Source organism: Pseudomonas sp., assembly GCF_049653025.1.
Classification (GTDB): domain Bacteria; phylum Pseudomonadota; class Gammaproteobacteria; order Pseudomonadales; family Pseudomonadaceae; genus Aquipseudomonas.
Genome location: NZ_JBASFM010000003.1, coordinates 127,643 through 149,533, shown reverse-complemented (window position 1 = coordinate 149,533; position 21,891 = coordinate 127,643). Strand labels below are relative to the sequence as shown.

Genomic DNA, 21,891 nt, shown 5'->3' with positions numbered 1-21,891 from the left:
GTCAAGACGACAACGAGATGGGCACCACTGCCGTCAAGAAGTTGGTTGAGACTCTGGACAGCTACATCCCTGAGCCGGTTCGTGCAATCGACAAGCCGTTCCTGATGCCAATCGAAGACGTATTCTCGATCTCCGGTCGTGGCACCGTGGTAACTGGCCGTATCGAGCGCGGTATCGTCAAGATCCAGGAAGAAATCGAGATCGTTGGTCTGCGTGATACCACCAAGACCACCTGTACCGGTGTTGAGATGTTCCGCAAGCTGCTCGACGAAGGTCGTGCTGGCGAGAACTGCGGCGTTCTGCTGCGCGGCACCAAGCGTGACGACGTAGAGCGTGGCCAGGTTCTGGTCAAGCCAGGTTCGGTTAAGCCGCACACCACTTTCACTGCAGAAGTGTACGTGTTGAGCAAAGAAGAAGGCGGTCGCCACACTCCGTTCTTCAAAGGCTACCGTCCTCAGTTCTACTTCCGTACGACTGACGTAACTGGTAACTGCGAACTGCCGGAAGGCGTTGAGATGGTAATGCCAGGTGACAACATCCAGATGACTGTCACTCTGATCAAGACCATCGCAATGGAAGAAGGCCTGCGTTTCGCCATTCGTGAAGGCGGTCGTACCGTCGGCGCTGGCGTCGTAGCCAAAATCATCGCGTAAGTGATGATTTAAGAAAAAGCCTCCGCTTGCGGGGGCTTTTTTTATTGGGTTGACACCTGCTAGGGGCGTCTATAGAATCACGCCTCCTTTTAACGGGCGTATTGCGTCCGTTGGGAATAGCAGCTTGGAATCTGAGGTCAAAATGCAAAACCAACAAATCCGTATTCGGTTGAAGGCTTTTGACCATCGCCTGATCGATCAATCAACCCAGGAAATCGTGGAAACCGCGAAACGTACTGGTGCTCAGGTGCGTGGTCCTATTCCTCTGCCTACCCGCAAAGAGCGGTTCACCGTTCTGACTTCACCGCACGTCAACAAAGACGCGCGTGATCAGTTCGAGATCCGTACTCATAAGCGTGTTCTGGACATCGTCCAGCCAACGGATAAAACCGTTGACGCGCTGATGAAGCTTGATCTTGCGGCCGGTGTGGAAGTGCAGATCAGCCTCGGCTAAGACCGCTTTAGGTTTTAGTCGTGTAACGCTCTGAAATGGGCGGCCATAGCGGGTGAAAGCCCCGTACACTCATGAGGTTACAACATGACTATTGGTGTAGTCGGTCGAAAAGCGGGTATGACCCGTATTTTCACCGAAGAAGGTGTCTCCATTCCGGTTACGGTCATTGAGATCGAGCCGAATCGCGTCACCCAGTTCAAAACTGAAGAGTCCGATGGCTATCGTGCAGTGCAAGTCACTGTCGGCGAGCGTCGTGCTTCACGTGTCAGCAAGGCTCAGGCCGGTCACTTCGCTAAGGCGAACGTCGCGGCAGGTCGTACTGTTATGGAATTCCGTCTTGAAGAGGGCGAGTACCAGGCAGGTGATCTGATCAACGCTGAAATATTCCAAGCTGGTCAACTGGTGGATGTCACCGGTCAGTCCAAAGGTAAAGGCTTTGCCGGTACCATCAAGCGTTGGAACTTCCGCGGCCAAGACAACACTCACGGTAACTCCGTGTCCCACCGTGTTCCGGGTTCCATTGGCCAGTGCCAGACTCCGGGTCGCGTATTCAAGGGCAAAAAAATGTCCGGTCATATGGGCGCTGAGCGCGTGACCGTGCAGTCCCTGGAAGTAGTGCGGGTTGACGCTGAACGCAATCTGTTGCTGGTCAAGGGTGCTGTTCCTGGCGCTACTGGCGGCAACCTGGTTGTACGTCCAGCGGCCAAGGCTCGCGGTTAAGGGGAAGCTGACATGCAATTAAATGTAAATGGCGCTCAAGCAATCGAAGTATCCGAAGCCACTTTTGGCGGCGCATACAACGAGACCCTGGTTCACCAAGCAGTTGTGGCCTACATGGCCGGCGGCCGTCAGGGCAGCAAGCAGCAGAAGACTCGTTCCGACGTATCCGGTGGCGGTAAGCGCCCGTGGCGTCAGAAGGGTACCGGTCGTGCTCGTGCAGGTACCACTCGTGGTCCGATCTGGCGTGGCGGTGGTGTGACCTTCGCGGCTCGTCCGCAGAATCACGATCAAAAGCTGAACAAGAAAATGTATCGCGCTGCATTGCGTTCGATTCTTGCCGAGCTGGTTCGTACTGATCGTTTGATCGTCGTCGAAGACTTCAGCGTTGAAGCTCCGAAGACCAAAGAACTGTTGGGCAAATTGAATGGCATGGGTCTGACCGATGTGCTGATCGTGTCCGATGCTATTGATGAGAATCTGTACCTGGCTGCTCGCAACCTGCCACACGTTGATGTTCGTGACGTGCAAGGTTCCGATCCAGTTAGTCTGATCGCGTATGAAAAGGTGCTGGTCACCGTTTCTGCCGTGAAGAAATTCGAGGAGCTGCTGGGATGAACCAGGAACGCGTATTTAAAGTGCTGCTTGGCCCGCACATCTCCGAGAAGGCCACGGTTCTCGCTGACAAGAAAAGTCAGTTCGTTTTCAAGGTTGCAACTGATGCAACCAAGCTGGAAATCAAGAAGGCCGTCGAAAGCCTGTTCAGCGTGAATGTTGCTGCTGTTAATACCGTGAATGTTCTCGGTAAGACCAAGCGCAACGCTCGCGGCCTGGGCAAGCGTAACGACTGGAAGAAAGCGATCATCTCGCTTCAGCCAGGCCAAGATCTCGATTTCGCCAGCAGTGCTGAGTAAGGAAGGGGTGCATCATGGCAATCGTTAAATGCAAACCGACTTCCCCTGGCCGCCGTTTTGTGGTCAAGGTGGTCAATCAGGAGCTGCATAAAGGCGCTCCTTACGCTCCGCTGCTTGAGAAGAAGTCGAAGACTGGCGGTCGTAACAACAATGGTCGTATCACCACCCGTCATATCGGTGGTGGCCACAAGCAGCATTACCGTCTGGTCGATTTCCGTCGCAACGACAAAGATGGCATTCCAGCCACTGTCGAGCGTATTGAATACGATCCGAACCGTACCGCACACATCGCTCTGCTGATGTATGCAGACGGCGAGCGTCGCTACATCATCGCCCCTAAAGGCGTGAGTGCTGGCGATCAGCTGGTAGCTGGCATCATGGCTCCGATCAAGCCGGGCAACAGTCTGCAACTGCGCAACATTCCAGTTGGTAGCACTGTTCACGGTATCGAACTGAAGCCGGGTAAAGGTGCTCAGATCGCTCGTTCCGCTGGTGCTTCGGCTCAGCTGATTGCGCGTGAAGGTGTCTACGTGACCCTGCGTCTGCGTTCCGGTGAGATGCGTAAAGTACTGGCCGAGTGCCGTGCGACCCTCGGCGAAGTCTCGAACTCCGAGCACAGCCTGCGTTCGCTGGGTAAAGCTGGTGCCAAGCGCTGGCGTGGCGTTCGCCCAACCGTTCGTGGTGTTGCCATGAACCCGGTTGACCACCCACATGGTGGTGGTGAAGGTCGTACCTCTGGTGGTCGTCATCCGGTGTCTCCATGGGGCTTCCCGACGAAGGGCGCGAAGACTCGTGGTAACAAACGCACCGACAACATGATCGTCCGTCGTCGCAAGTAAATAGAGGGATACGACAGTGCCACGTTCTCTGAAAAAAGGTCCTTTTATTGATCTTCACCTACTGAAGAAGATCGAAGTGGCGGTGGAAAAGAATGATCGCAAACCGGTGAAAACCTGGTCGCGCCGTTCGATGATCCTGCCACAAATGGTCGGTCTGACCATCGCTGTACATAACGGTCGTCAACATGTCCCAGTTCTCGTGAACGAAGACATGGTCGGTCACAAACTGGGCGAATTTGCCGGCACTCGTACCTATCGTGGGCACGTGGCTGACAAGAAAGCCAAGCGTTAAGGGGTTAGGAAATGGAAGTAGCCGCTAAGTTGTCGGGCGCTCGCATCTCCGCCCAAAAAGCCCGCTTGGTCGCCGACCAGATTCGTGGGAAGAAGGTGGGCGAAGCGCTCAACCTCCTGGCTTTCAGCAGTAAGAAAGCCGCCGAGATCATCAAGAAAGTGCTGGAGTCGGCTGTAGCCAACGCCGAGCACAACGAAGGCGCAGACGTTGATGACTTGAAGGTCAGCACTGTTTTCGTCAACGAAGGGCGTTCGCTGAAGCGCATCATGCCGCGTGCCAAAGGCCGCGCTGATCGCATCGTCAAGCGGTCTTGCCATATCACTGTCAAGGTTGCGGACAAGTAACGGAGTCGATCAGATGGGTCAGAAAGTACATCCCATTGGCATTCGCCTGGGAATCGTCAAGGAGCACACCTCCGTCTGGTACGCCAGCGGTCGGACTTATGCGGACTATTTGTTCGCTGATCTGAAGGTGCGTGAGTATCTCCAAGACAAACTAAAAAGCGCGTCCGTAAGCCGTATCGACATTGCTCGTCCGGCTCAAACCGCACGTATCACCATCCACACCGCTCGTCCCGGTATCGTTATCGGTAAGAAAGGTGAAGATGTTGAGAAACTGCGTCAGGACCTGACCAAGCAAATGGGTGTGCCTGTGCACATCAATATCGAAGAGATCCGCAAGCCGGAGCTCGACGGTATGCTGGTTGCGCAGAGCGTAGCTCAGCAGCTGGAGCGTCGTGTGATGTTCCGTCGCGCTATGAAACGCGCTGTACAGAACGCCATGCGCATTGGTGCCAAGGGCATCAAAATCCAAGTGAGCGGTCGTCTCGGCGGTGCTGAAATTGCACGTACCGAATGGTATCGCGAAGGTCGTGTGCCGTTGCACACCCTGCGTGCCGATATCGACTATGCCACGTACGAAGCGCACACCACTTACGGTGTGATCGGTGTCAAGGTTTGGATCTTCAAAGGCGAAGTTATTGGTGGCCTTAAAGAAGAACTGAAACCCCAAGCGCCTGCGCCTCGTAAAAAAGCTGCTAAGTAAGGAGTACGCAAAATGTTGCAACCAAAGCGTACGAAGTTCCGTAAGCAGATGACCGGCCACAACCGTGGTCTGGCTCAGCGCGGTAGCAAAGTCAGCTTCGGCGAATTTGCTCTGAAGTCTGTTGCCCGCGGTCGTCTCACCGCCCGTCAGATTGAGTCCGCTCGTCGTGCTCTGACTCGTCACGTTAAGCGTGGCGGGAAAATCTGGATTCGCGTCTTCCCGGACAAGCCGATCTCCAAGAAGCCTCTTGAAGTGCGGATGGGTAAAGGGAAGGGTAGCGTTGAATATTGGGTAGCCCAGATCCAGCCAGGCAAAGTCCTGTATGAGATCGAAGGCGTTTCCGAAGAGTTGGCGCGTGAGGCTTTCGCCCTGGCTGCTGCAAAGCTGCCACTCGCCACCACTTTTGTTAAGCGGACGGTGATGTGATGAAGGCGAATGAACTTCGTGAAAAATCAGCACAGCAGCTGAACGAGCAACTGCTCGGCCTGCTGCGCGACCAGTTCAATCTGCGTATGCAGAAAGCAACTGGCCAGTTGGGGCAGTCTCACCTGCTCTCGCAAGTTAAGCGCGACATCGCTCGTGTGAAAACTGTGCTCAACCAGCAGGCAGGTAAGTGATCATGGCTGAAGCCGAAAAAACAGTCCGTACGCTGACCGGCCGTGTCGTCAGCGACAAGATGGACAAGACCATCACCGTATTGATCGAGCGTCGCGTTAAGCACCCGATCTACGGCAAATATGTCAAGCGTTCGACCAAGCTGCACGCACACGACGAAACCAACCAGAGCAAGATCGGCGACAAAGTTTCCATTCGCGAAACTCGTCCCGTTGCCAAGACTAAGTCTTGGGCGCTGGTTGAGATCCTCGAACGCGCAGTGGACGTCTAAGGGCTAAGGGTCGGAGAAATTATATGATTCAGACTCAATCCATGCTCGACGTCGCTGACAACAGCGGTGCTCGTCGCGTTATGTGTATCAAGGTGCTGGGCGGTTCGCACCGCCGTTATGCTGGCATCGGCGACATCATCAAAGTCACCGTTAAGGAAGCAATTCCGCGCGGTAAAGTGAAGAAAGGCCAAGTGATGACTGCTGTTGTAGTCCGCACTCGTCACGGCGTTCGTCGCCCTGATGGCTCGATCATTCGCTTTGATGGCAACGCTGCTGTTCTGCTGAACAACAAGCAAGAGCCAATTGGCACTCGTATTTTTGGGCCAGTGACTCGTGAGCTTCGTACTGAGAAGTTCATGAAGATCGTCTCGCTCGCCCCTGAAGTGCTCTAAGGAGATCCGACATGCAAAAGATTCGTCGTGACGACGAGATCATCGTGATCGCCGGTAAAGACAAAGGTAAGCGTGGCAAGGTGCTCAAGGTTCTCGCTGACGACCGTTTGGTCGTTGGTGGGATCAACCTGGTGAAGCGCCATACCAAGCCGAACCCGATGTCGGGCGTTCAGGGCGGTATCGTCGAGAAAGAAGCGCCAATGCACGCTTCTAACGTGGCCATCTTCAATGGCGAAACCAACAAGGCTGATCGCGTTGGTTTCAAAGTAGAAGAAGGTAAAAAAATTCGTGTCTTCAAGTCGACCCAAAAAGCGGTTGATGCTTGAACACTGCTAGGTAGAAGACCATGGCACGACTAAAAGAGATTTATCGGAAAGAAATCGCTCCCAAGCTTAAGGAAGAACTTAAGCTTGCCAACGTGATGGAAGTTCCGCGTATCACCAAGATCACCCTTAACATGGGCCTGGGCGAAGCAATCGGTGACAAGAAAATCATCGAGCACGCTGTTGCCGACCTGGAAAAGATTACCGGTCAGAAAGTCGTTGTGACTCATGCCCGTAAGTCGATTGCAGGCTTCAAGGTTCGTGAGGGCTGGCCGATCGGCGTTAAAGTAACTCTGCGCCGTGAGCGTATGTACGAGTTCCTGGATCGTCTGCTGTCCATCTCCCTGCCGCGCGTGCGTGACTTCCGCGGCCTGAATGCCAAGTCCTTCGATGGTCGTGGCAACTACAGCATGGGCGTTAAAGAGCAGATCATCTTCCCGGAAATCGACTACGACAAGATCGATGCTCTGCGTGGTCTGGACATTACCCTGACCACCACTGCCCGTACGGATGATGAAGGTCGCGCCTTGCTGCGTGCTTTCAAATTCCCGTTCCGCAACTGATTGGAGTTGGATCATGGCCAAAACCAGCATGAAAAACCGCGAGCTGAAGCGTCAGCAAACGGTAGCCAAGTACGCTAAGAAGCGTGCCGAGCTGAAAGCTACCATCGCCGATCTGAACGCCAGTCCGGAAGCGCGTTGGGAAGCTCAGGTTGCACTGCAGAAGCAGCCGCGTGACGCCAGCGCTTCGCGCCTGCGTAATCGCTGCCGCATTACCGGTCGTCCGCACGGCGTTTATCGCAAGTTCGGTCTGTCGCGTATCAAGCTGCGTGAAGCTGCAATGCGTGGTGATGTACCAGGTCTGGTTAAAGCCAGCTGGTAAAAAACAAAGCCGGCCTAGTGCCGGCTTTGTCTTATCTGTGAATCAGGCCCCTTTGGGGCTTGATTCATTTTTGATCAGTCTCTAGAATGCTCGGCTCGCCTGAGCCTGGGTTCAATTTTTCCCAGAATTCTCAGCGACTGTAGCCGCAAGGCTAATTCTTTTTGTATCAGGAGCGTCTAGCCCATGAGTATGCAGGACCCGTTAGCGGACATGCTAACTCGTATCCGTAATGCCCAGATGGCTGAAAAGTCCGTCGTAAGCATGCCGTCTTCCACGTTGAAGGTGGCTGTAGCCAAAGTTTTGAAAGACGAAGGTTATATTGCGGGTTATCAGATCAGCGGTGAAGTTAAGCCGCAGCTGTCCATCGAGCTGAAATACTTCGAAGGCCGTCCGGTTATCGAAGAAGTTAAGCGCGTTAGCCGTCCAGGCCTTCGCCAATACAAATCCGTCGATGATCTGCCGAAAGTTCGTGGCGGTCTCGGTGTATCCATCGTCTCCACCAACAAGGGTGTGATGACGGACCGCGCTGCGCGCGCTGCCGGTGTCGGCGGCGAAGTGCTTTGCACAGTGTTCTAAGGGGGGATAAGCATGTCTCGCGTTGCTAAGAACCCCGTAAAGCTGCCCGCTGGTGTTGAGATCAAACTCGCCGGCCAACAGCTTTCGGTAAAGGGTGCCAAGGGCACTCTCGAACTGAACGTTCACTCGTCCGTTGAAGTCCTGCAAGAAGCTGGTGAGCTGCGTTTCGCTGCTCGCAATGGCGATCAGCAGACTCGTGCAATGGCCGGTACCACTCGCGCCCTGGTCAACAATATGGTGATCGGTGTTAGCACTGGCTTCGAGCGTAAGCTGCAGCTGGTTGGTGTTGGTTACAAAGCGCAAGCCAAAGGTCAGGTGCTGAACCTCGCTCTCGGCTTCTCCCATCCGATCGACTATGAGTTGCCGGACGGTGTAGTTGCTGAAACCCCGAACCAGACCGAGATCCTGATCAAGGGTGTCGACAAACAACTGGTTGGTCAGGTCGCTGCGGAGATTCGTGACTTCCGTCGTCCTGAACCTTATAAGGGCAAAGGTGTTCGTTACGCTGACGAAGTCGTCCGCCGTAAAGAAGCCAAGAAGAAGTAGGGCATAGCAAATGACCGACAAAAAAGTTACTCGACTGCGTCGCGCTCGCAAAGCACGCCTGAAAATGCACGAGCTCGAAGCCGTGCGTCTCTGCGTGTATCGCTCTTCGCAGCACATCTATGCCCAGGTCATTTCGGCCGACGGCAGCAAGGTTCTGGCCAGCGCCTCTACCTTGGACAAAGCACTGCGTGACGGCGCCACTGGCAACGTCGACGCGGCCAAGAAAGTTGGTGAGCTGGTTGCCGAGCGCGCGAAAGCCGCAGGTGTAACTCAGGTTGCATTCGACCGTTCTGGCTTCAAGTACCACGGCCGCGTCAAGGCGCTGGCTGATGCTGCTCGTGAAGGCGGGCTGGAGTTCTAAGTTATGGCAAATAACGACCAAAAGCGCGACGAAGGCTATATCGAGAAGCTGGTACAGGTTAACCGCGTTGCCAAGACCGTTAAGGGTGGCCGTATCTTCACTTTCACCGCGTTGACCGTGGTGGGTGATGGTAAGGGTCGCGTCGGTTTCGGCCGTGGTAAGTCCCGTGAAGTGCCTGCTGCCATCCAGAAAGCGATGGAAGCTGCTCGTCGCAACATGATCCAGGTTGATCTGAACGGCACCACTCTGCAGTACGCAATGAAGTCTGCTCATGGCGCCTCCAAGGTGTACATGCAGCCTGCTTCGGAAGGTACCGGCATCATCGCCGGCGGCGCTATGCGTGCCGTTCTGGAAGTGGCTGGCGTGCAGAACGTTCTGGCTAAGTGCTACGGCTCGACTAACCCAGTGAACGTGGTTTACGCCACTTTCAAAGGTTTGAAGGCTATGCAGTCGCCAGGTTCTGTTGCGGCTAAGCGTGGCAAGAGCGTCGAGGAGATTCTCTAATCATGGCTAATACCGTAAAAGTCACGCTGATCAAAAGCATGACCGGCCGCATCCCTAACCACAAACTCTGCGTTAAGGGTCTGGGTCTGCGTCGCATCGGTCACACCGTAGAAGTACTGGATACTCCCGAGAATCGCGGGATGATCAACAAGGCTTACTACATGCTGCGAGTCGAGGGTTAATACATGTACCTGAACGATTTGAGTCCTGCGCCGGGTTCCCGTCGCGAGAAGCACCGTCCGGGCCGTGGTATCGGTAGCGGTTTGGGTAAGACTGGTGGCCGCGGCCACAAAGGTCAGACCTCCCGCTCCGGTGGCACCATTGCTCCGGGTTTTGAAGGCGGCCAGCAGCCTCTGCACCGCCGTCTGCCTAAGTTCGGTTTCGTTTCTTTGAAGGCTATGGATCGCGCACAAGTGCGTACGTCCGAGCTGAATAAAATCGAAGGCGGCATTGTTACTCTGCAGTCGCTGAAGGATGCCAACCTGATCAACCAAAACGTACAGCGTGTGAAAGTCATGCTGTCCGGTGAAGTTACTCAGGCAGTCACCCTTAAAGGTATCGCCGTCACCAAAGGTGCGCGCGCGGCTATCGAAGCAGCTGGCGGTAAGTTCGAGGAATAAATGGCTAAGCAAGGTGCTCTCTCAGCGCTCAGCAATGGCGGGTTGTCCGAACTCTGGGCTCGTTTGCGCTTTCTGTTCATGGCGATCATCGTCTATCGGATAGGTGCACACATCCCAGTTCCAGGTATCAACCCGGACCGGCTGGCGGACCTGTTTCGACAGAATGAGGGGACCATTCTTAGCTTGTTCAACATGTTTTCCGGCGGCGCGCTGGAGCGCATGAGCATTTTTGCACTGGGGATCATGCCGTACATTTCGGCGTCGATCATCATGCAGCTCATGACCGCTGTCAGCCCGCAGCTGGAGCAGTTGAAGAAGGAAGGTGAGTCTGGCCGTCGCAAGATTAGCCAGTACACCCGCTACGGCACCCTCGTCCTGGCAATTGTCCAAGCAGTCGGCATGTCCGTCGGTCTGGCCAGTCAGGGCGTAGCGTTTTCGGTCGATTTCGGCTTCCACTTCGTAGCAGTCACCACGTTTGTGGCGGGTGCGATGTTCATGATGTGGTTGGGCGAGCAAATCACCGAGCGTGGTGTTGGCAACGGTATTTCGATGCTGATTTTTGCAGGCATCGTAGCCGGTCTGCCGTCGGCGATTGGGCAGTCTTTCGAGTCTGCTCGTCAGGGTGATATCAATATCTTCGCCCTCATCGCCATCGGTTTGTTGGCAGTAGCGATTATCGGTTTCGTGGTGTTCATTGAGCGTGGTCAGCGTCGCATTGCGGTGCACTACGCCAAGCGTCAGCAGGGCCGCAAGGTCTTCGCTGCGCAGACCAGCCACTTGCCGTTGAAGGTGAACATGGCAGGGGTTATCCCGGCTATTTTCGCCAGCAGCCTTCTGTTGTTCCCGGCCTCGCTGGGTGCCTGGTTTGGTCAGTCCGAAGGTCTGGGCTGGCTGCAGGATATTTCACAGGCTATCGCTCCTGGTCAGCCGTTGAACATTTTGCTGTTTAGTGCGGGGATCGTTTTCTTCTGCTTCTTCTATACAGCGCTGATGTTCAACCCGAAAGACGTAGCGGAAAACCTGAAGAAGTCCGGTGCCTTTATTCCGGGTATCCGTCCCGGTGAGCAATCGGCGCGCTATATCGATGGCGTGTTGACTCGCTTGACCATGTTCGGTGCTCTGTACATGACGGCCGTATGCTTGTTGCCCCAGTTCCTGGTGGTGGCTGCCAACGTACCGTTCTATCTTGGCGGGACCTCGTTGCTGATCGTGGTAGTGGTTGTGATGGACTTTATGTCGCAAGTACAATCGCACCTCGTTTCGCACCAGTACGAATCCCTGATGAAGAAAGCCAACCTGAAGGGCTACGGCAGCGGCATGCTGCGCTGAAGTCCATAAGGTTCGAGGAGTTGGTGATGAAAGTTCGTGCATCGGTGAAAAAGCTGTGCCGTAACTGCAAGATTATTCGTCGCGAAGGTGTTGTTCGCGTGATTTGCAGCTCGGAACCGCGTCACAAGCAGCGCCAAGGCTGAGTGTGAGTGAAGTACAAGCCCGGCAGCTAGTGCGCTGCCGGGTTGATTATTTGTTTCTACAGCGTTAATATCTCGCGCCCTATTTCTTGGCTTCCGGGGCGTAGGTAGCTGTCAATTGGAGTTCCACTGAATGGCCCGTATTGCAGGCGTTAACATTCCGGATAACAAGCACACTGTTATCTCGTTGACCTACATCTTCGGTGTTGGTCGCACCACTGCACAGAAAATCTGTGCTGCTACCGGGGTTAATCCGGCAGCAAAGATCAAAGATCTCTCTGACGAGCAGATCGAGCAGCTGCGTGGCGAAGTAGCCAAGGTGAATACCGAAGGCGACCTGCGTCGTGAAGTGAACATGAAAATCAAGCGCTTGATGGACCTGGGTTGCTACCGCGGCCTGCGTCATCGTCGTGGTCTGCCGGTTCGCGGTCAGCGTACCAAGACCAACGCGCGTACCCGTAAGGGCCCGCGTAAGCCGATCCGCAAGTAATCGCATTCGCGCATCGACAGGAATCTAGTCATGGCAAAACCTGCTGCTCGTACTCGTAAGAAAGTCAAAAAGACGGTGGTTGATGGCATCGCCCACATCCACGCTTCTTTCAACAACACAATCGTGACCATTACTGACCGTCAGGGCAACGCCCTGTCTTGGGCTACCTCTGGTGGTTCGGGTTTCCGCGGTTCGCGTAAAAGCACCCCGTTCGCCGCCCAGGTGGCTGCAGAACGTGCTGGTCAAGCTGCGCTGGAATACGGTCTGAAGAACCTCGACGTTAACGTCAAGGGTCCAGGTCCGGGTCGTGAGTCCGCTGTCCGTGCTTTGAACGGCTGTGGCTATAAGATCGCCAGCATCACCGATGTGACGCCCATCCCGCATAACGGGTGCCGTCCTTCGAAGAAGCGTCGCGTGTAATCAGGAGACAGTGAGAAATGGCTCGTTACATTGGTCCCAAATGCAAACTGTCTCGTCGTGAAGGCACAGATCTTTTCCTGAAAAGCGGTGTACGCGCTCTGGAATCGAAGTGCAACATCGAAGCAGCCCCAGGTATTCACGGTCAGCGCCGTGGCCGTCAGTCCGACTACGGCACCCAGCTGCGTGAGAAGCAAAAAGTTCGTCGTATCTACGGTGTGCTTGAGCGTCAATTCAGCGGTTATTACAAAGAAGCTGCCGGCAAGAAAGGCGCTACTGGTGAGAACCTGCTGCAACTGCTCGAGTGCCGTCTCGACAACGTGGTTTACCGCATGGGTTATGGCGCTACTCGCGCTGAATCCCGTCAGCTGGTATCGCACAAGTCGATCACCGTAAACGGTAAAACTGTAAACGTACCGTCCTACCAGGTTCGTGCTGGTGACGTGGTTGCAGTTCGCGAGAAATCGAAGAATCAGCTGCGCATTGTTCAAGCTCTTGAGCTGTGTGCCCAGCGTGGCCGCGTTGAATGGGTAGAAGTAGACACTGAGAAAAAGTCTGGCGTGTTCAAAAACGTCCCGGCTCGCAGTGATCTCTCCGCTGACATCAACGAAAGCCTGATTGTCGAGCTCTACTCCAAGTAAGGGCTAGAAAATAGGTGCATCCATGCAGATTTCGGTAAATGAGTTCCTGACCCCCCGTCACATTGATGTGCAGGTGGTCAGTTCGACCCGCGCCAAGATCACTCTCGAGCCTCTCGAGCGTGGCTTTGGCCACACCCTGGGCAACGCGCTGCGTCGCATCCTGTTGTCCTCCATGCCTGGCTGTGCAGTAGTCGAGGCCGAGATTGACGGTGTACTCCATGAGTACAGCGCCATCGAAGGTGTTCAGGAAGACGTCATTGAAATCCTGCTCAACCTGAAAGGTCTGGCTGTCAAACTGCACGGTCGTGATGAAGTGACGTTGACTCTGGCGAAGAAGGGCTCGGGTGTAGTTACCGCTGCCGATATTCAGCTGGATCACGATGTCGAAATCATCAATGGCGACCACGTAATCGCCAACCTGGCTTCCACTGGCGCGCTGAACATGAAGCTCACCATAGCTCGTGGTCGCGGCTATGAGCCGGCTGACGCTCGTCAGAGCGATGAAGATGAAAGCCGCAGCATTGGTCGCTTGCAGCTGGATGCTTCGTTCAGCCCGGTACGCCGTGTGTCGTACGTGGTGGAAAACGCTCGTGTTGAGCAGCGTACCAACCTGGACAAACTGGTTATTGACCTGGAGACCAACGGTACTCTGGATCCTGAAGAGGCTATCCGCCGTGCCGCAACCATTCTGCAACAGCAGTTGGCTGCGTTCGTCGACCTCAAAGGTGACAGTGAGCCTGTTGTTATCGAGCAGGAAGATGAGATCGATCCGATCCTCCTCCGTCCGGTTGATGACCTGGAACTGACTGTGCGTTCGGCAAACTGCCTCAAGGCAGAGAACATTTACTACATCGGCGATCTGATTCAGCGCACCGAAGTAGAACTGTTGAAAACGCCGAACCTGGGCAAGAAATCCCTGACTGAAATCAAGGATGTTCTGGCTTCTCGCGGTCTGTCCCTCGGTATGCGCCTCGACAACTGGCCGCCGGCAAGTCTGAAGAAAGACGATAAGGCGACTGCCTGATCGTCATCATCACCGAACGTGAGTTTGGTAAGGAATTGAACCATGCGTCATCGTAAAAGTGGCCGTCACCTCAGCCGCACCAGCGCACACCGCAAGGCCATGTTCCAGAACATGGCGGTATCGCTGTTCGAGCACGAGCTGATCAAAACTACTCTGCCGAAAGCCAAAGAGCTGCGTCGCGTTGCCGAGCCGCTGATTACTCTGGCTAAAGAAGACAGCGTTGCCAATCGTCGTTTGGCCTTCGACCGTACTCGTTCGAAAGCCATCGTCGGCAAGTTGTTCAACGACCTGGGCAAGCGCTACGCCACCCGTCAGGGCGGTTATCTGCGTATTCTCAAGTGCGGTTTCCGCACTGGCGACAATGCTCCAATGGCTTATGTTGAGCTGGTTGACCGTCCGGTCGCTGGTGCAGCTGTAGACGCTGAGTAAGTCGTCGGTTGTATAAAAAACCGGGCCTTGGCCCGGTTTTTTTATGGCTGCAATAAGCCTCGTTGTAGCGTGGTCATAGCCGCCGTATGCGGCGTGCTTGACCCATAGGCTGTAGCCAGCCAGCATTAGTCCATGTTTGCTGCTTGTTAAGGAAAAGCCCCATGAAAGGCCATGTAGAAGTTATCGATTACCTGAAAATGCTGCTCAAGGGCGAGTTGGCGGCCCGCGATCAGTATTTCGTGCATTCGCGCCTTTATGAGGACTGGGGTTTCGTCAAGCTCTACGAGCGGATCAACCATGAAATGGAAGAGGAGACTCAGCACGCCGATGCCATCCTAAAGCGCATTCTGTTTCTAGAAGGTACGCCGGACATGGTTCCCGACAGCTTCCGCTTCGGTCAGACAGTGCCGGAGATGCTCAAGCTCGATCTGGCGCTGGAATACCACGTGCGAGCGGCCCTGAGCAAAGGCATCGCCCTGTGCGAGCAGCATCAGGATTACCAGACCCGCGACATTCTGCAGGTACAACTCAAGGACACCGAAGAAGATCACGCCTACTGGCTGGAGGTTCAGCTTGGCTTGATCGACCGAATTGGGCTGGAGAACTACCTGCAGACGCAGATGTAAGCATTCTGCAGTCAAGAAAAAGCCCCGCATGTGCGGGGCTTTTTGTTGTGCGCTGGCTTAGTCGCGATCACGTTCCAGCAGCGGCTTGAGGAAGTAACCGGTATGCGATTGCGGCATCTCGGCGACTTCTTCGGGCGTGCCAAAGGCAATGATCTGTCCACCTTTGGAGCCACCCTCCGGGCCGAGATCCACCAGCCAGTCGGCGGTCTTGATCACGTCCAGGTTGTGCTCAATCACCACCACGGTGTTGCCGTGGTCGCGCAGGCGGTGCAGCACGTCGAGCAGTTGCTGGATATCGGCGAAGTGCAGGCCGGTGGTCGGCTCATCGAGGATATACAGGGTCTTGCCGGTGTCGCGCTTGCTCAGCTCGCGCGACAGCTTGACCCGCTGCGCCTCGCCGCCGGACAGGGTGGTCGCTGATTGCCCCAGCTTGATATAGGACAGACCGACATCCATCAGCGTCTGCAGCTTGCGCGCCAGGGCCGGCACGGCATCGAAGAACAGCCGTGCTTCCTCGATGGTCATATCGAGCACTTCGGTGATGCTCTTGCCCTTGTATTTCACTTCCAGGGTTTCACGGTTGTAGCGCTTGCTCTTACAGACGTCGCAGGGCACGTAGATGTCAGGCAGAAAATGCATCTCAACCTTGATCAGGCCGTCGCCCTGGCAGGCTTCACAGCGCCCGCCCTTGACGTTGAAGCTGAAGCGCCCAGGGCCGTAACCGCGCGAGCGTGACTCGGGCACGCCGGCGAACAGCTCGCGAATCGGGGTAAACAGCCCGGTGTAGGTCGCCGGGTTGGAGCGCGGTGTGCGGCCAATCGGGCTTTGGTCGATGTCGACCACCTTGTCCAGGTGCTGCAGGCCGTCGATGCTGTCGTGGGCAGCGGCTTCCAGGGTGGTGGCGCCATTCAGCGCGGTGGCACTGAGCGGGAACAGGGTGTTGTTGATCAGGGTCGACTTGCCCGAACCGGATACACCGGTGACGCAGGTGAGCAGGCCGATCGGTATCGCCAGATCGACATTGCGCAGGTTGTTGCCGCGCGCGCCTTTGATCTTCAGCGAGAGCTTCTTGTCGCGTGGCGTGCGCTTGGCCGGCACTTTGATCTTCACGCGTCCGGACAGGTATTTACCGGTCAGCGAATCGGGGTGGGCCATGACTTCGGCCGCCGTGCCCTGGGCGACGATCTGCCCGCCATGCACGCCGGCCCCCGGGCCGATATCCACCACGTAGTCGGCCATACGAATGGCGTCTTCATCGTGTTCGACCACGATCACCGTGTTGCCGATATCGCGCAGGTGGCGCAGGGTGCCGAGCAGGCGTTCGTTGTCGCGCTGATGCAGGCCGATGCTGGGCTCGTCGAGGATATACATCACCCCGACCAGGCCGGCGCCGATCTGGCTGGCCAGGCGAATACGCTGCGCTTCACCGCCGGACAAGGTGTCGGCACTGCGGTCGAGGGTCAGGTAGTCGAGACCGACGTTAACCAGAAACTGCAGGCGCTCGCGAATTTCCTTGAGGATCTTCTCGGCGATTTCACCGCGTCGACCAGGAAGGCTGAGGCTGCCGAAATACTCGGTGGCGTCGCCAATAGGCATGCCGCTGACGGCCGGCAGGGTCTTCTCGCCAACCCACACGTGGCGGGCTTCACGGCGCAGGCGGGTGCCGCGGCAATCCTGGCAGGCCTGGGTGCTGAGAAACTTGGCCAGCTCCTCGCGCACGCTGGTGGATTCGGTTTCGCGGTAGCGCCGCTCCAGGTTCGGCACGATGCCTTCAAAGGGGTGCGAGCGCTTGACGATGTCGCCACGGTCGTTGAGGTACTTGAAGTCGACGTTCTGCGTACCGCTGCCAAACAGGATGCACTTCTGGTGCTCGGCGCTCAGCTCATCGAACGGCACTTCCAGGCTGAAACCGTAATGCGTGGCCAGGGAGCCGAGCATCTGGAAGTAATAGACGTTGCGCCGGTCCCAGCCGCGGATCGCGCCCTCCGCCAGGGTCAGTTCGCCATTGACCAGGCGCTTGGTGTCGAAGAACTGCTTCACACCCAGGCCATCGCAGGTCGGGCAGGCGCCGGCCGGGTTGTTGAAGGAGAACAGCTTGGGTTCCAGCTCGCTGATCGAGTGGCCGCACACCGGGCAGGCGAAGCGCGCGGAGAAGATGATTTCCTCGCCGTCTTCACCTTCCATCGGGGCGATCAGGGCCAGGCCGTCGGCCAGTTTGAGCGCGGTCTCGAACGACTCGGCCAGGCGCTGCTGCAGATCACCACGTGCCTTGAAGCGATCAACCACGGCATCGATGCTGTGCTTCTTCTGCTTGTCGAGCTTGGGCAGCTCGTCCAGCTCATAAATCTTGCCGTTGACCCGCACGCGCACAAAGCCTTGGGCGCGCAGCTCATCGAAGATCGCCAGGTGCTCGCCTTTGCGTTCGCGAATCACCGGCGCCAGCAGCATCAGCTTGCTGCCTTCTGGCAGTGCCAGCACCTGATCGACCATCTGGCTGACGGTCTGCGCTTCCAGCGGCAGGTCGTGATCCGGGCAGCGCGGAATACCGGCGCGGGCGTAGAGCAGGCGCAGGTAGTCGTAGATCTCGGTGATGGTGCCGACGGTGGAGCGCGGGTTGTGCGAGGTGGATTTCTGCTCGATGGAAATGGCCGGCGACAGGCCTTCGATGGTGTCGACATCGGGCTTTTCCATCATCGACAGAAACTGCCGGGCGTAGGCCGACAGCGACTCGACATAGCGGCGCTGACCCTCGGCGTACAGGGTGTCGAAGGCCAGCGACGACTTACCGGAGCCGGACAGGCCGGTGATCACGATCAGCTTGTCGCGGGGCAGGGTCAGGTCGATGTTTTTCAGGTTATGGGTGCGCGCACCCCGGATCAGAATCTTGTCCACAAACAACGGCCTCGCATGGCGGGCGGAAAACCACCGAGTATACGGCTCGGGAGGCGGGCGCGGCAAAGCGTCACTGCTGTGCCGTAAGCATGGGTACTGCTAGAATCGCCGCCTATTTCGACAGGGCGTTTTCCATGCACGATTCGCACAGCGAGCGCATGAGCGGCAGTGAAACCCGCGCAGCCAGCGGCTTGGCGCTGGTGTTCGCATTCCGCATGCTCGGTATGTTTATGGTTTTGCCGGTGTTGGCGACCTATGGCATGGAGTTGCAGGGCAGCACGCCGGCGCTGATCGGCCTGGCCATCGGCGCTTACGGCCTGACTCAGGCGTTTCTGCAAATTCCCTTTGGCATGCTCAGTGACCGTATCGGCCGGCGGCCGGTGATCTATGTCGGCTTGCTGATCTTCGCCGCGGGCAGCCTGCTGGCGGCCAATGCCGATTCGATTTATGGGGTGATCGCCGGGCGTATTCTGCAAGGTGCCGGGGCGATCTCGGCGGCGGTGATGGCGCTGCTCTCCGATCTGACCCGCGAACAGCATCGCACCAAGGCCATGGCCATGATCGGCATGAGCATCGGCCTGTCGTTTGCCGTGGCCATGGTCGTCGGCCCGTTGCTGACTCGCGCGTTTGGCTTGTCCGGCCTGTTTCTCGCCACGGCGGCCATGGCGTTGTTGGGTATCGTCATAGTCGCCGGGCTGGTGCCGAGTTCTGCCGGGCCGCTGCAGCACCGCGAATCCGGAGTGGCCAAGCAGGCGCTGCTACCGACCCTCAAGCACGCCGACCTGCTGCGTCTGGATTTTGGCATTCTGGTGCTGCACGCGATTCTTATGGCCAGCTTTATTGCCTTGCCGTTGGCGTTGGTGGAGCAGGGCGGGCTGGCCAAGGAAGAGCACTGGTGGGTCTACCTGACCGCGCTGCTGGTGGGCTTCTTCGGCATGGTGCCGTTTATCATCTACGGCGAGAAAAAACGCCGGATGAAGCATGTGCTGCTCGGCGCGGTCAGCGTGCTGCTGCTGTGTGAGCTGTTCTTCTGGTGGTTCGGCACCAGCCTGCGTGCGCTGGTGCTCGGTACGGTGGTGTTCTTTACCGCGTTCAACCTGCTGGAGGCCTCGTTGCCGTCGTTGATCAGCAAGGTGGCACCGGCCGGTGGTAAGGGCACGGCGATGGGTGTGTACTCCACCAGCCAGTTCCTCGGTGCGGCCATCGGCGGCATTCTCGGTGGCTGGCTGTATCAGCACTACAGCCTGTCGGGAGTGTTTGCGGGCTGTGCCTTGCTGGCTCTTTTTTGGCTGGTCTTTGCTGTTACTATGCGCGAACCGCCGTATGTCTCCAGCCTGCGCCTGCCGCTTTCAGCTGCGGCATTGCAAGAAGTGGGGCTGGCCGAGCGTTTACTGGCATTGCCCGGAGTGGCGGATGCTGTAGTGGTGCGTGACGAAGCCGCCATCTATATCAAAGTGGATACCCAACAATTGGACCGCACGTCCCTCGAGCGCCTCATAGAGCCGGCGCCGGTGGCGTGCTGAAAGCCTAGGAGAACGTTATGGCCCGTGGGGTTAACAAAGTCATTCTGGTCGGTACCTGCGGACAGGACCCGGAAACCCGCTACCTGCCGAACGGCAACGCGGTCACCAACCTGAGCCTGGCCACCAGCGAGCAGTGGACCGACAAGCAAACCGGGCAGAAGGTCGAGAAGACCGAATGGCACCGCGTTTCGATGTTCGGCAAGGTTGCAGAAATCGCCGGCGAATACCTGCGTAAAGGCTCACAGGTGTACATCGAAGGCAAGCTGCAGACCCGCGAGTGGGAAAAAGACGGCATCAAACGTTACACCACCGAGATCGTTGTCGACATGCAGGGCACCATGCAGCTGCTGGGCGGCCGTCCGGACAACGCAGGCAGCGATTCTGCTCCGCGTCAGCAGCGCCCAGCGCCGCAGCGCGAGCCGCAACAGCAGGCCGCACCGCGCCCGGCTCCGCAACAGGCGGCTCAGCCTGCGCCGGACTTCGACAGCTTCGACGACGATATTCCGTTCTGATCGCCTGAGTCAGCGTTCGATCATGCGTATGCGGCTGATGCTGCTGGGTGGCGGTAATGCGCTGGGGCAGGCACTGATCCGCCTCGGTGCCGAGGAAGACATTGGCTTTCTCGCGCCGAAACCGCCGGAATCAGGCTGGGACCCCGCCAGTCTGACCCAGTTGCTCGATGACACCCGCCCCGATGCCTTGATCAACCTTGCCTACTACTTCGACTGGTTTCAGGCCGAAGTGGTGAGCGAGGCGCATTTTGCTGCCCAGGAGCGCTCCGTCGAGCGCCTTGCCGAACTCTGCCAGCATCACCAGGTCCGCTTGCTGCAACCGTCCAGCTACCGCGTGTTCGATGGTTCGCGGGCTACCGCCTACAGCGAGAAGGAAGAGCCGGTGCCGCTGGGCGTGCGTGGCCAGGCGCTGTGGCGCTTCGAGCAGCGCGTACGCGCCATCTGCCCGCGGCATGTGCTGCTGCGTTTCGGCTGGCTGCTGGATGACAGCGCCAATGGCTTGCTCGGGCGCTTTCTTACCCGCGCCGAACATGATGAACCGCTGCTGCTGGCTGATGACCGTCGCGGCAACCCGACTCCGATCGACGATGCGGCGCGGGTGATTCTCGCCGTGCTCAAACAGCTCGATTGCCAGACGCCGTTATGGGGCACCTACCACTACGGCGGCCACGAGGCGACGACCTCGCTGGCGCTGGGTCAGGCGGTATTGAGCGAAGCGCGCAACTTCCGCAGCAATCTGGTCGAAGAGATCAATCCGCAGGCGCATGTCGCCCGTCCGGATGCCGCCGAGGAGCCGCAGCATGCGGTGCTGTCCTGCAAGAAAATCCTGCACACCTTCGGCATCAAACCGCGCGCCTGGCGCTCGGGGTTGCCGAGCCTACTGGATAGTTATTACCGACATGTCTGAAGTTCTGGTTACTGGCGGTGCCGGCTTTATCGGCTCGCACCTGGTCGATGCGTTGCTGGCGCAGGGGCACCGTGTACGGGTGCTGGATAACCTGTCGATGGGCAAGCTGGCCAATCTGCCGCTGGATAACCCGCAGTTGCAGTTTATCCAGGGTGATGTGGCCGATGCGGCCGTGGTCGCTGGCGCAGTGGCCGGTTGTACGGCGGTCGCGCACCTGGCAGCAGTGGCCTCGGTGCAGGCCTCGGTGGACGACCCGGTGGCCACTCATCAGAGCAATTTCGTCGGCACCCTGAATGTCTGCGAAGCCATGCGCCTGCATGGCGTCAAGCGCGTGCTGTTCGCTTCCAGCGCAGCGGTCTACGGCAACAATGGCGAAGGCCGGGCGATTGCTGAAGACACTGCCAAGGCCCCGCTGACACCTTACGCCGCGGACAAACTGGCCGGCGAGCATTACCTGGACTTCTATCGTCGCCAGCATGGCCTGGAGCCGGCGATCTTCCGCTTCTTCAATATCTTCGGGCCGCGTCAAGACCCGTCCTCGCCGTACTCCGGGGTAATCAGCATCTTCACCCAGCGTGCTCAGCAGGGTTTGCCGATCAGCGTGTTCGGTGATGGCGAACAGACCCGCGACTTCTTCTATATCGAGGATCTGCTGGCGCTGCTGATCCAGGCGCTGACCGCGCCGCAGGTGGTGGACGGTGCGGTGAACGTCGGCTGGAATCAGGCGGTCAGCCTGAATCAGTTGCTGGCAGAAATCGGTGCGGTCTGTGGCGGCTTGCCTGCCGTCAGCTACCAGGCGGCGCGCGCCGGCGATATTCGCCATTCGCGGGCGGATAACCAGCGCCTGCAGGCACATTATCAATTGCCCACGGCAACGCCGATGCGTGAGGGGCTGCGCTGTCTGCTGGCGCAGTCTTGAAGCGCAGCTAAACGAAAAAACCGGCCATCAAGGCCGGTT

General features: G+C 57.3%; 35 protein-coding genes. 34 read left to right on the top strand and 1 reads right to left on the bottom strand.

Going from position 1 to position 21,891, the window contains the following annotated elements; genetic code table 11:
- From WBK23_RS01365 to bfr, 30 genes are all read left to right on the top strand, one after another.
- On the top strand, positions 1 to 653 hold a 653-nt coding region (locus tag WBK23_RS01365), incomplete at its 5' end, for an EF-Tu/IF-2/RF-3 family GTPase (protein WP_424482189.1).
- 142 nt (positions 654 to 795) lie between these two features.
- Complete coding sequence (gene rpsJ, locus WBK23_RS01360) at positions 796 to 1,107, top strand: 30S ribosomal protein S10 (RefSeq protein ID WP_010486970.1); 312 nt, start codon at positions 796 to 798, stop codon at positions 1,105 to 1,107.
- 84 nt (positions 1,108 to 1,191) lie between these two features.
- Entirely contained in the window at positions 1,192 to 1,827 is a 636-nt protein-coding gene (rplC, locus tag WBK23_RS01355; protein ID WP_090255807.1) for a 50S ribosomal protein L3, read from the top strand.
- 12 nt (positions 1,828 to 1,839) lie between these two features.
- Positions 1,840 to 2,442, top strand: a complete 603-nt coding sequence (gene rplD, locus WBK23_RS01350) for a 50S ribosomal protein L4 (RefSeq protein WP_090255805.1) — start codon at positions 1,840 to 1,842, stop codon at positions 2,440 to 2,442.
- Entirely contained in the window at positions 2,439 to 2,738 is a 300-nt protein-coding gene (gene rplW, locus WBK23_RS01345) for a 50S ribosomal protein L23 (protein WP_160089364.1), read from the top strand. The genes rplD and rplW overlap by 4 nt, the downstream gene beginning before the upstream one ends.
- Positions 2,739 to 2,752: 14 nt before the next feature.
- Positions 2,753 to 3,577: a 50S ribosomal protein L2 gene (rplB, locus tag WBK23_RS01340; protein WP_090255801.1), complete on the top strand. Its 825-nt coding sequence runs from the start codon at positions 2,753 to 2,755 to the stop codon at positions 3,575 to 3,577.
- Positions 3,578 to 3,593: 16 nt separating this feature from the next.
- Positions 3,594 to 3,869, top strand: coding sequence for a 30S ribosomal protein S19 (rpsS, locus tag WBK23_RS01335; protein ID WP_010486981.1), 276 nt, complete (start codon positions 3,594 to 3,596; stop codon positions 3,867 to 3,869).
- Between the two features lie 11 nt (positions 3,870 to 3,880).
- Entirely contained in the window at positions 3,881 to 4,213 is a 333-nt protein-coding gene (gene rplV / locus WBK23_RS01330; RefSeq protein WP_003210077.1) for a 50S ribosomal protein L22, read from the top strand.
- Between the two features lie 13 nt (positions 4,214 to 4,226).
- On the top strand, positions 4,227 to 4,913 hold the full coding sequence (gene rpsC / locus WBK23_RS01325; RefSeq protein WP_069519907.1) for a 30S ribosomal protein S3: 687 nt from the start codon (positions 4,227 to 4,229) through the stop codon (positions 4,911 to 4,913).
- Between the two features lie 12 nt (positions 4,914 to 4,925).
- On the top strand, positions 4,926 to 5,339 hold the full coding sequence (gene rplP, locus WBK23_RS01320) for a 50S ribosomal protein L16 (protein ID WP_090255798.1): 414 nt from the start codon (positions 4,926 to 4,928) through the stop codon (positions 5,337 to 5,339).
- Positions 5,339 to 5,530 carry a 50S ribosomal protein L29 gene (rpmC, locus tag WBK23_RS01315; RefSeq protein ID WP_002555481.1) on the top strand — a complete coding sequence of 64 codons (192 nt, stop codon included), beginning with the start codon at positions 5,339 to 5,341 and terminating at the stop codon, positions 5,528 to 5,530. Before rplP ends, rpmC begins: the two co-directional genes overlap by 1 nt.
- A 2-nt stretch (positions 5,531 to 5,532) precedes the next feature.
- Positions 5,533 to 5,799, top strand: coding sequence for a 30S ribosomal protein S17 (gene rpsQ, locus WBK23_RS01310; protein WP_090255823.1), 267 nt, complete (start codon positions 5,533 to 5,535; stop codon positions 5,797 to 5,799).
- Positions 5,800 to 5,822: 23 nt separating this feature from the next.
- On the top strand, positions 5,823 to 6,191 hold the full coding sequence (gene rplN / locus WBK23_RS01305; RefSeq protein WP_003281831.1) for a 50S ribosomal protein L14: 369 nt from the start codon (positions 5,823 to 5,825) through the stop codon (positions 6,189 to 6,191).
- Between the two features lie 11 nt (positions 6,192 to 6,202).
- A complete protein-coding gene (rplX, locus tag WBK23_RS01300; protein WP_167147115.1) occupies positions 6,203 to 6,517 on the top strand; it encodes a 50S ribosomal protein L24 in 315 nt (104 codons plus the stop codon).
- A gap of 20 nt (positions 6,518 to 6,537) precedes the next feature.
- A complete protein-coding gene (gene rplE, locus WBK23_RS01295) occupies positions 6,538 to 7,077 on the top strand; it encodes a 50S ribosomal protein L5 (protein ID WP_090255796.1) in 540 nt (179 codons plus the stop codon).
- A 13-nt stretch (positions 7,078 to 7,090) separates the two neighbouring features.
- On the top strand, positions 7,091 to 7,396 hold the full coding sequence (gene rpsN / locus WBK23_RS01290) for a 30S ribosomal protein S14 (protein WP_090243102.1): 306 nt from the start codon (positions 7,091 to 7,093) through the stop codon (positions 7,394 to 7,396).
- Positions 7,397 to 7,579: 183 nt separating this feature from the next.
- Positions 7,580 to 7,972, top strand: coding sequence for a 30S ribosomal protein S8 (gene rpsH, locus WBK23_RS01285; RefSeq protein WP_069519903.1), 393 nt, complete (start codon positions 7,580 to 7,582; stop codon positions 7,970 to 7,972).
- A 12-nt stretch (positions 7,973 to 7,984) separates the two neighbouring features.
- Positions 7,985 to 8,518 carry a 50S ribosomal protein L6 gene (rplF, locus tag WBK23_RS01280; protein WP_160089362.1) on the top strand — a complete coding sequence of 178 codons (534 nt, stop codon included), beginning with the start codon at positions 7,985 to 7,987 and terminating at the stop codon, positions 8,516 to 8,518.
- Between the two features lie 10 nt (positions 8,519 to 8,528).
- Positions 8,529 to 8,879 carry a 50S ribosomal protein L18 gene (gene rplR, locus WBK23_RS01275; protein WP_003293038.1) on the top strand — a complete coding sequence of 117 codons (351 nt, stop codon included), beginning with the start codon at positions 8,529 to 8,531 and terminating at the stop codon, positions 8,877 to 8,879.
- 3 nt (positions 8,880 to 8,882) lie between these two features.
- The gene (gene rpsE, locus WBK23_RS01270; RefSeq protein WP_090255789.1) at positions 8,883 to 9,383 is read left to right on the top strand and encodes a 30S ribosomal protein S5; all 501 of its coding nucleotides are present in this window, start codon (positions 8,883 to 8,885) and stop codon (positions 9,381 to 9,383) included.
- A 2-nt stretch (positions 9,384 to 9,385) separates the two neighbouring features.
- On the top strand, positions 9,386 to 9,565 hold the full coding sequence (gene rpmD / locus WBK23_RS01265; protein ID WP_079204534.1) for a 50S ribosomal protein L30: 180 nt from the start codon (positions 9,386 to 9,388) through the stop codon (positions 9,563 to 9,565).
- Positions 9,566 to 9,568: 3 nt separating this feature from the next.
- Positions 9,569 to 10,003, top strand: a complete 435-nt coding sequence (gene rplO / locus WBK23_RS01260) for a 50S ribosomal protein L15 (protein ID WP_090243121.1) — start codon at positions 9,569 to 9,571, stop codon at positions 10,001 to 10,003.
- Positions 10,004 to 11,332 carry a preprotein translocase subunit SecY gene (gene secY, locus WBK23_RS01255; RefSeq protein WP_424482188.1) on the top strand — a complete coding sequence of 443 codons (1,329 nt, stop codon included), beginning with the start codon at positions 10,004 to 10,006 and terminating at the stop codon, positions 11,330 to 11,332.
- A gap of 26 nt (positions 11,333 to 11,358) precedes the next feature.
- Complete coding sequence (gene rpmJ / locus WBK23_RS01250; protein WP_046788135.1) at positions 11,359 to 11,475, top strand: 50S ribosomal protein L36; 117 nt, start codon at positions 11,359 to 11,361, stop codon at positions 11,473 to 11,475.
- Positions 11,476 to 11,605: 130 nt separating this feature from the next.
- Positions 11,606 to 11,962 (top strand): 30S ribosomal protein S13, encoded by a 357-nt coding sequence (rpsM, locus tag WBK23_RS01245; RefSeq protein WP_010487012.1) that lies wholly within the window; start codon positions 11,606 to 11,608, stop codon positions 11,960 to 11,962.
- A 30-nt stretch (positions 11,963 to 11,992) separates the two neighbouring features.
- Positions 11,993 to 12,382, top strand: coding sequence for a 30S ribosomal protein S11 (gene rpsK, locus WBK23_RS01240; protein WP_013789773.1), 390 nt, complete (start codon positions 11,993 to 11,995; stop codon positions 12,380 to 12,382).
- 17 nt (positions 12,383 to 12,399) lie between these two features.
- Positions 12,400 to 13,020, top strand: coding sequence for a 30S ribosomal protein S4 (gene rpsD / locus WBK23_RS01235; RefSeq protein ID WP_424482187.1), 621 nt, complete (start codon positions 12,400 to 12,402; stop codon positions 13,018 to 13,020).
- Positions 13,021 to 13,042: 22 nt separating this feature from the next.
- Complete coding sequence (locus tag WBK23_RS01230; protein ID WP_424482186.1) at positions 13,043 to 14,044, top strand: DNA-directed RNA polymerase subunit alpha; 1,002 nt, start codon at positions 13,043 to 13,045, stop codon at positions 14,042 to 14,044.
- A 42-nt stretch (positions 14,045 to 14,086) separates the two neighbouring features.
- Complete coding sequence (rplQ, locus tag WBK23_RS01225; protein ID WP_069519894.1) at positions 14,087 to 14,473, top strand: 50S ribosomal protein L17; 387 nt, start codon at positions 14,087 to 14,089, stop codon at positions 14,471 to 14,473.
- 161 nt (positions 14,474 to 14,634) lie between these two features.
- Positions 14,635 to 15,099 carry a bacterioferritin gene (bfr, locus tag WBK23_RS01220; protein ID WP_424482185.1) on the top strand — a complete coding sequence of 155 codons (465 nt, stop codon included), beginning with the start codon at positions 14,635 to 14,637 and terminating at the stop codon, positions 15,097 to 15,099.
- Positions 15,100 to 15,156: 57 nt separating this feature from the next.
- On the opposite strand, the gene uvrA is transcribed toward bfr, so the two are convergent.
- Positions 15,157 to 17,991, bottom strand: a complete 2,835-nt coding sequence (uvrA, locus tag WBK23_RS01215) for an excinuclease ABC subunit UvrA (RefSeq protein WP_424482184.1) — start codon at positions 17,989 to 17,991, stop codon at positions 15,157 to 15,159.
- A 134-nt stretch (positions 17,992 to 18,125) separates the two neighbouring features.
- Here uvrA and WBK23_RS01210 point away from each other — a divergent pair, with 134 nt between their 5' ends.
- From WBK23_RS01210 to WBK23_RS01195, 4 genes are read left to right on the top strand one after another with little or no spacing between them, the layout of a single operon-like run.
- The gene (locus WBK23_RS01210; protein WP_424482183.1) at positions 18,126 to 19,514 is read left to right on the top strand and encodes an MFS transporter; all 1,389 of its coding nucleotides are present in this window, start codon (positions 18,126 to 18,128) and stop codon (positions 19,512 to 19,514) included.
- Positions 19,515 to 19,531: 17 nt separating this feature from the next.
- On the top strand, positions 19,532 to 20,026 hold the full coding sequence (locus WBK23_RS01205; RefSeq protein WP_424482182.1) for a single-stranded DNA-binding protein: 495 nt from the start codon (positions 19,532 to 19,534) through the stop codon (positions 20,024 to 20,026).
- A gap of 22 nt (positions 20,027 to 20,048) precedes the next feature.
- A complete protein-coding gene (locus tag WBK23_RS01200) occupies positions 20,049 to 20,933 on the top strand; it encodes a sugar nucleotide-binding protein (RefSeq protein WP_424482181.1) in 885 nt (294 codons plus the stop codon).
- Positions 20,926 to 21,852 (top strand): NAD-dependent epimerase/dehydratase family protein, encoded by a 927-nt coding sequence (locus WBK23_RS01195; protein ID WP_424482180.1) that lies wholly within the window; start codon positions 20,926 to 20,928, stop codon positions 21,850 to 21,852. The genes WBK23_RS01200 and WBK23_RS01195 overlap by 8 nt, the downstream gene beginning before the upstream one ends.
- Positions 21,853 to 21,891 lie beyond the last annotated feature (39 nt).

Excerpts from the sequence above, each read along its gene's own strand:
- rpsJ (WP_010486970.1), top strand. The coding sequence starts at position 796 with ATGCAAAACCAACAAATCCGTATTCGGTTGAAGGCTTTTGACCATCGC.
- rplC (WP_090255807.1), top strand. The coding sequence starts at position 1,192 with ATGACTATTGGTGTAGTCGGTCGAAAAGCGGGTATGACCCGTATTTTC.
- rplD (WP_090255805.1), top strand. The coding sequence starts at position 1,840 with ATGCAATTAAATGTAAATGGCGCTCAAGCAATCGAAGTATCCGAAGCC.
- rplW (WP_160089364.1), top strand. The coding sequence starts at position 2,439 with ATGAACCAGGAACGCGTATTTAAAGTGCTGCTTGGCCCGCACATCTCC.
- rplB (WP_090255801.1), top strand. The coding sequence starts at position 2,753 with ATGGCAATCGTTAAATGCAAACCGACTTCCCCTGGCCGCCGTTTTGTG.
- rplV (WP_003210077.1), top strand. The coding sequence starts at position 3,881 with ATGGAAGTAGCCGCTAAGTTGTCGGGCGCTCGCATCTCCGCCCAAAAA.
- rpsC (WP_069519907.1), top strand. The coding sequence starts at position 4,227 with ATGGGTCAGAAAGTACATCCCATTGGCATTCGCCTGGGAATCGTCAAG.
- rplP (WP_090255798.1), top strand. The coding sequence starts at position 4,926 with ATGTTGCAACCAAAGCGTACGAAGTTCCGTAAGCAGATGACCGGCCAC.
- rpmC (WP_002555481.1), top strand. The coding sequence starts at position 5,339 with ATGAAGGCGAATGAACTTCGTGAAAAATCAGCACAGCAGCTGAACGAG.
- rpsQ (WP_090255823.1), top strand. The coding sequence starts at position 5,533 with ATGGCTGAAGCCGAAAAAACAGTCCGTACGCTGACCGGCCGTGTCGTC.
- rplN (WP_003281831.1), top strand. The coding sequence starts at position 5,823 with ATGATTCAGACTCAATCCATGCTCGACGTCGCTGACAACAGCGGTGCT.
- rplX (WP_167147115.1), top strand. The coding sequence starts at position 6,203 with ATGCAAAAGATTCGTCGTGACGACGAGATCATCGTGATCGCCGGTAAA.
- rplE (WP_090255796.1), top strand. The coding sequence starts at position 6,538 with ATGGCACGACTAAAAGAGATTTATCGGAAAGAAATCGCTCCCAAGCTT.
- rpsN (WP_090243102.1), top strand. The coding sequence starts at position 7,091 with ATGGCCAAAACCAGCATGAAAAACCGCGAGCTGAAGCGTCAGCAAACG.
- rpsH (WP_069519903.1), top strand. The coding sequence starts at position 7,580 with ATGAGTATGCAGGACCCGTTAGCGGACATGCTAACTCGTATCCGTAAT.
- rplF (WP_160089362.1), top strand. The coding sequence starts at position 7,985 with ATGTCTCGCGTTGCTAAGAACCCCGTAAAGCTGCCCGCTGGTGTTGAG.
- rplR (WP_003293038.1), top strand. The coding sequence starts at position 8,529 with ATGACCGACAAAAAAGTTACTCGACTGCGTCGCGCTCGCAAAGCACGC.
- rpsE (WP_090255789.1), top strand. The coding sequence starts at position 8,883 with ATGGCAAATAACGACCAAAAGCGCGACGAAGGCTATATCGAGAAGCTG.
- rpmD (WP_079204534.1), top strand. The coding sequence starts at position 9,386 with ATGGCTAATACCGTAAAAGTCACGCTGATCAAAAGCATGACCGGCCGC.
- rplO (WP_090243121.1), top strand. The coding sequence starts at position 9,569 with ATGTACCTGAACGATTTGAGTCCTGCGCCGGGTTCCCGTCGCGAGAAG.
- secY (WP_424482188.1), top strand. The coding sequence starts at position 10,004 with ATGGCTAAGCAAGGTGCTCTCTCAGCGCTCAGCAATGGCGGGTTGTCC.
- rpmJ (WP_046788135.1), top strand. The coding sequence starts at position 11,359 with ATGAAAGTTCGTGCATCGGTGAAAAAGCTGTGCCGTAACTGCAAGATT.
- rpsM (WP_010487012.1), top strand. The coding sequence starts at position 11,606 with ATGGCCCGTATTGCAGGCGTTAACATTCCGGATAACAAGCACACTGTT.
- rpsK (WP_013789773.1), top strand. The coding sequence starts at position 11,993 with ATGGCAAAACCTGCTGCTCGTACTCGTAAGAAAGTCAAAAAGACGGTG.
- rpsD (WP_424482187.1), top strand. The coding sequence starts at position 12,400 with ATGGCTCGTTACATTGGTCCCAAATGCAAACTGTCTCGTCGTGAAGGC.
- WBK23_RS01230 (WP_424482186.1), top strand. The coding sequence starts at position 13,043 with ATGCAGATTTCGGTAAATGAGTTCCTGACCCCCCGTCACATTGATGTG.
- rplQ (WP_069519894.1), top strand. The coding sequence starts at position 14,087 with ATGCGTCATCGTAAAAGTGGCCGTCACCTCAGCCGCACCAGCGCACAC.
- bfr (WP_424482185.1), top strand. The coding sequence starts at position 14,635 with ATGAAAGGCCATGTAGAAGTTATCGATTACCTGAAAATGCTGCTCAAG.
- WBK23_RS01210 (WP_424482183.1), top strand. The coding sequence starts at position 18,126 with ATGCACGATTCGCACAGCGAGCGCATGAGCGGCAGTGAAACCCGCGCA.
- WBK23_RS01205 (WP_424482182.1), top strand. The coding sequence starts at position 19,532 with ATGGCCCGTGGGGTTAACAAAGTCATTCTGGTCGGTACCTGCGGACAG.
- WBK23_RS01200 (WP_424482181.1), top strand. The coding sequence starts at position 20,049 with ATGCGTATGCGGCTGATGCTGCTGGGTGGCGGTAATGCGCTGGGGCAG.
- WBK23_RS01195 (WP_424482180.1), top strand. The coding sequence starts at position 20,926 with ATGTCTGAAGTTCTGGTTACTGGCGGTGCCGGCTTTATCGGCTCGCAC.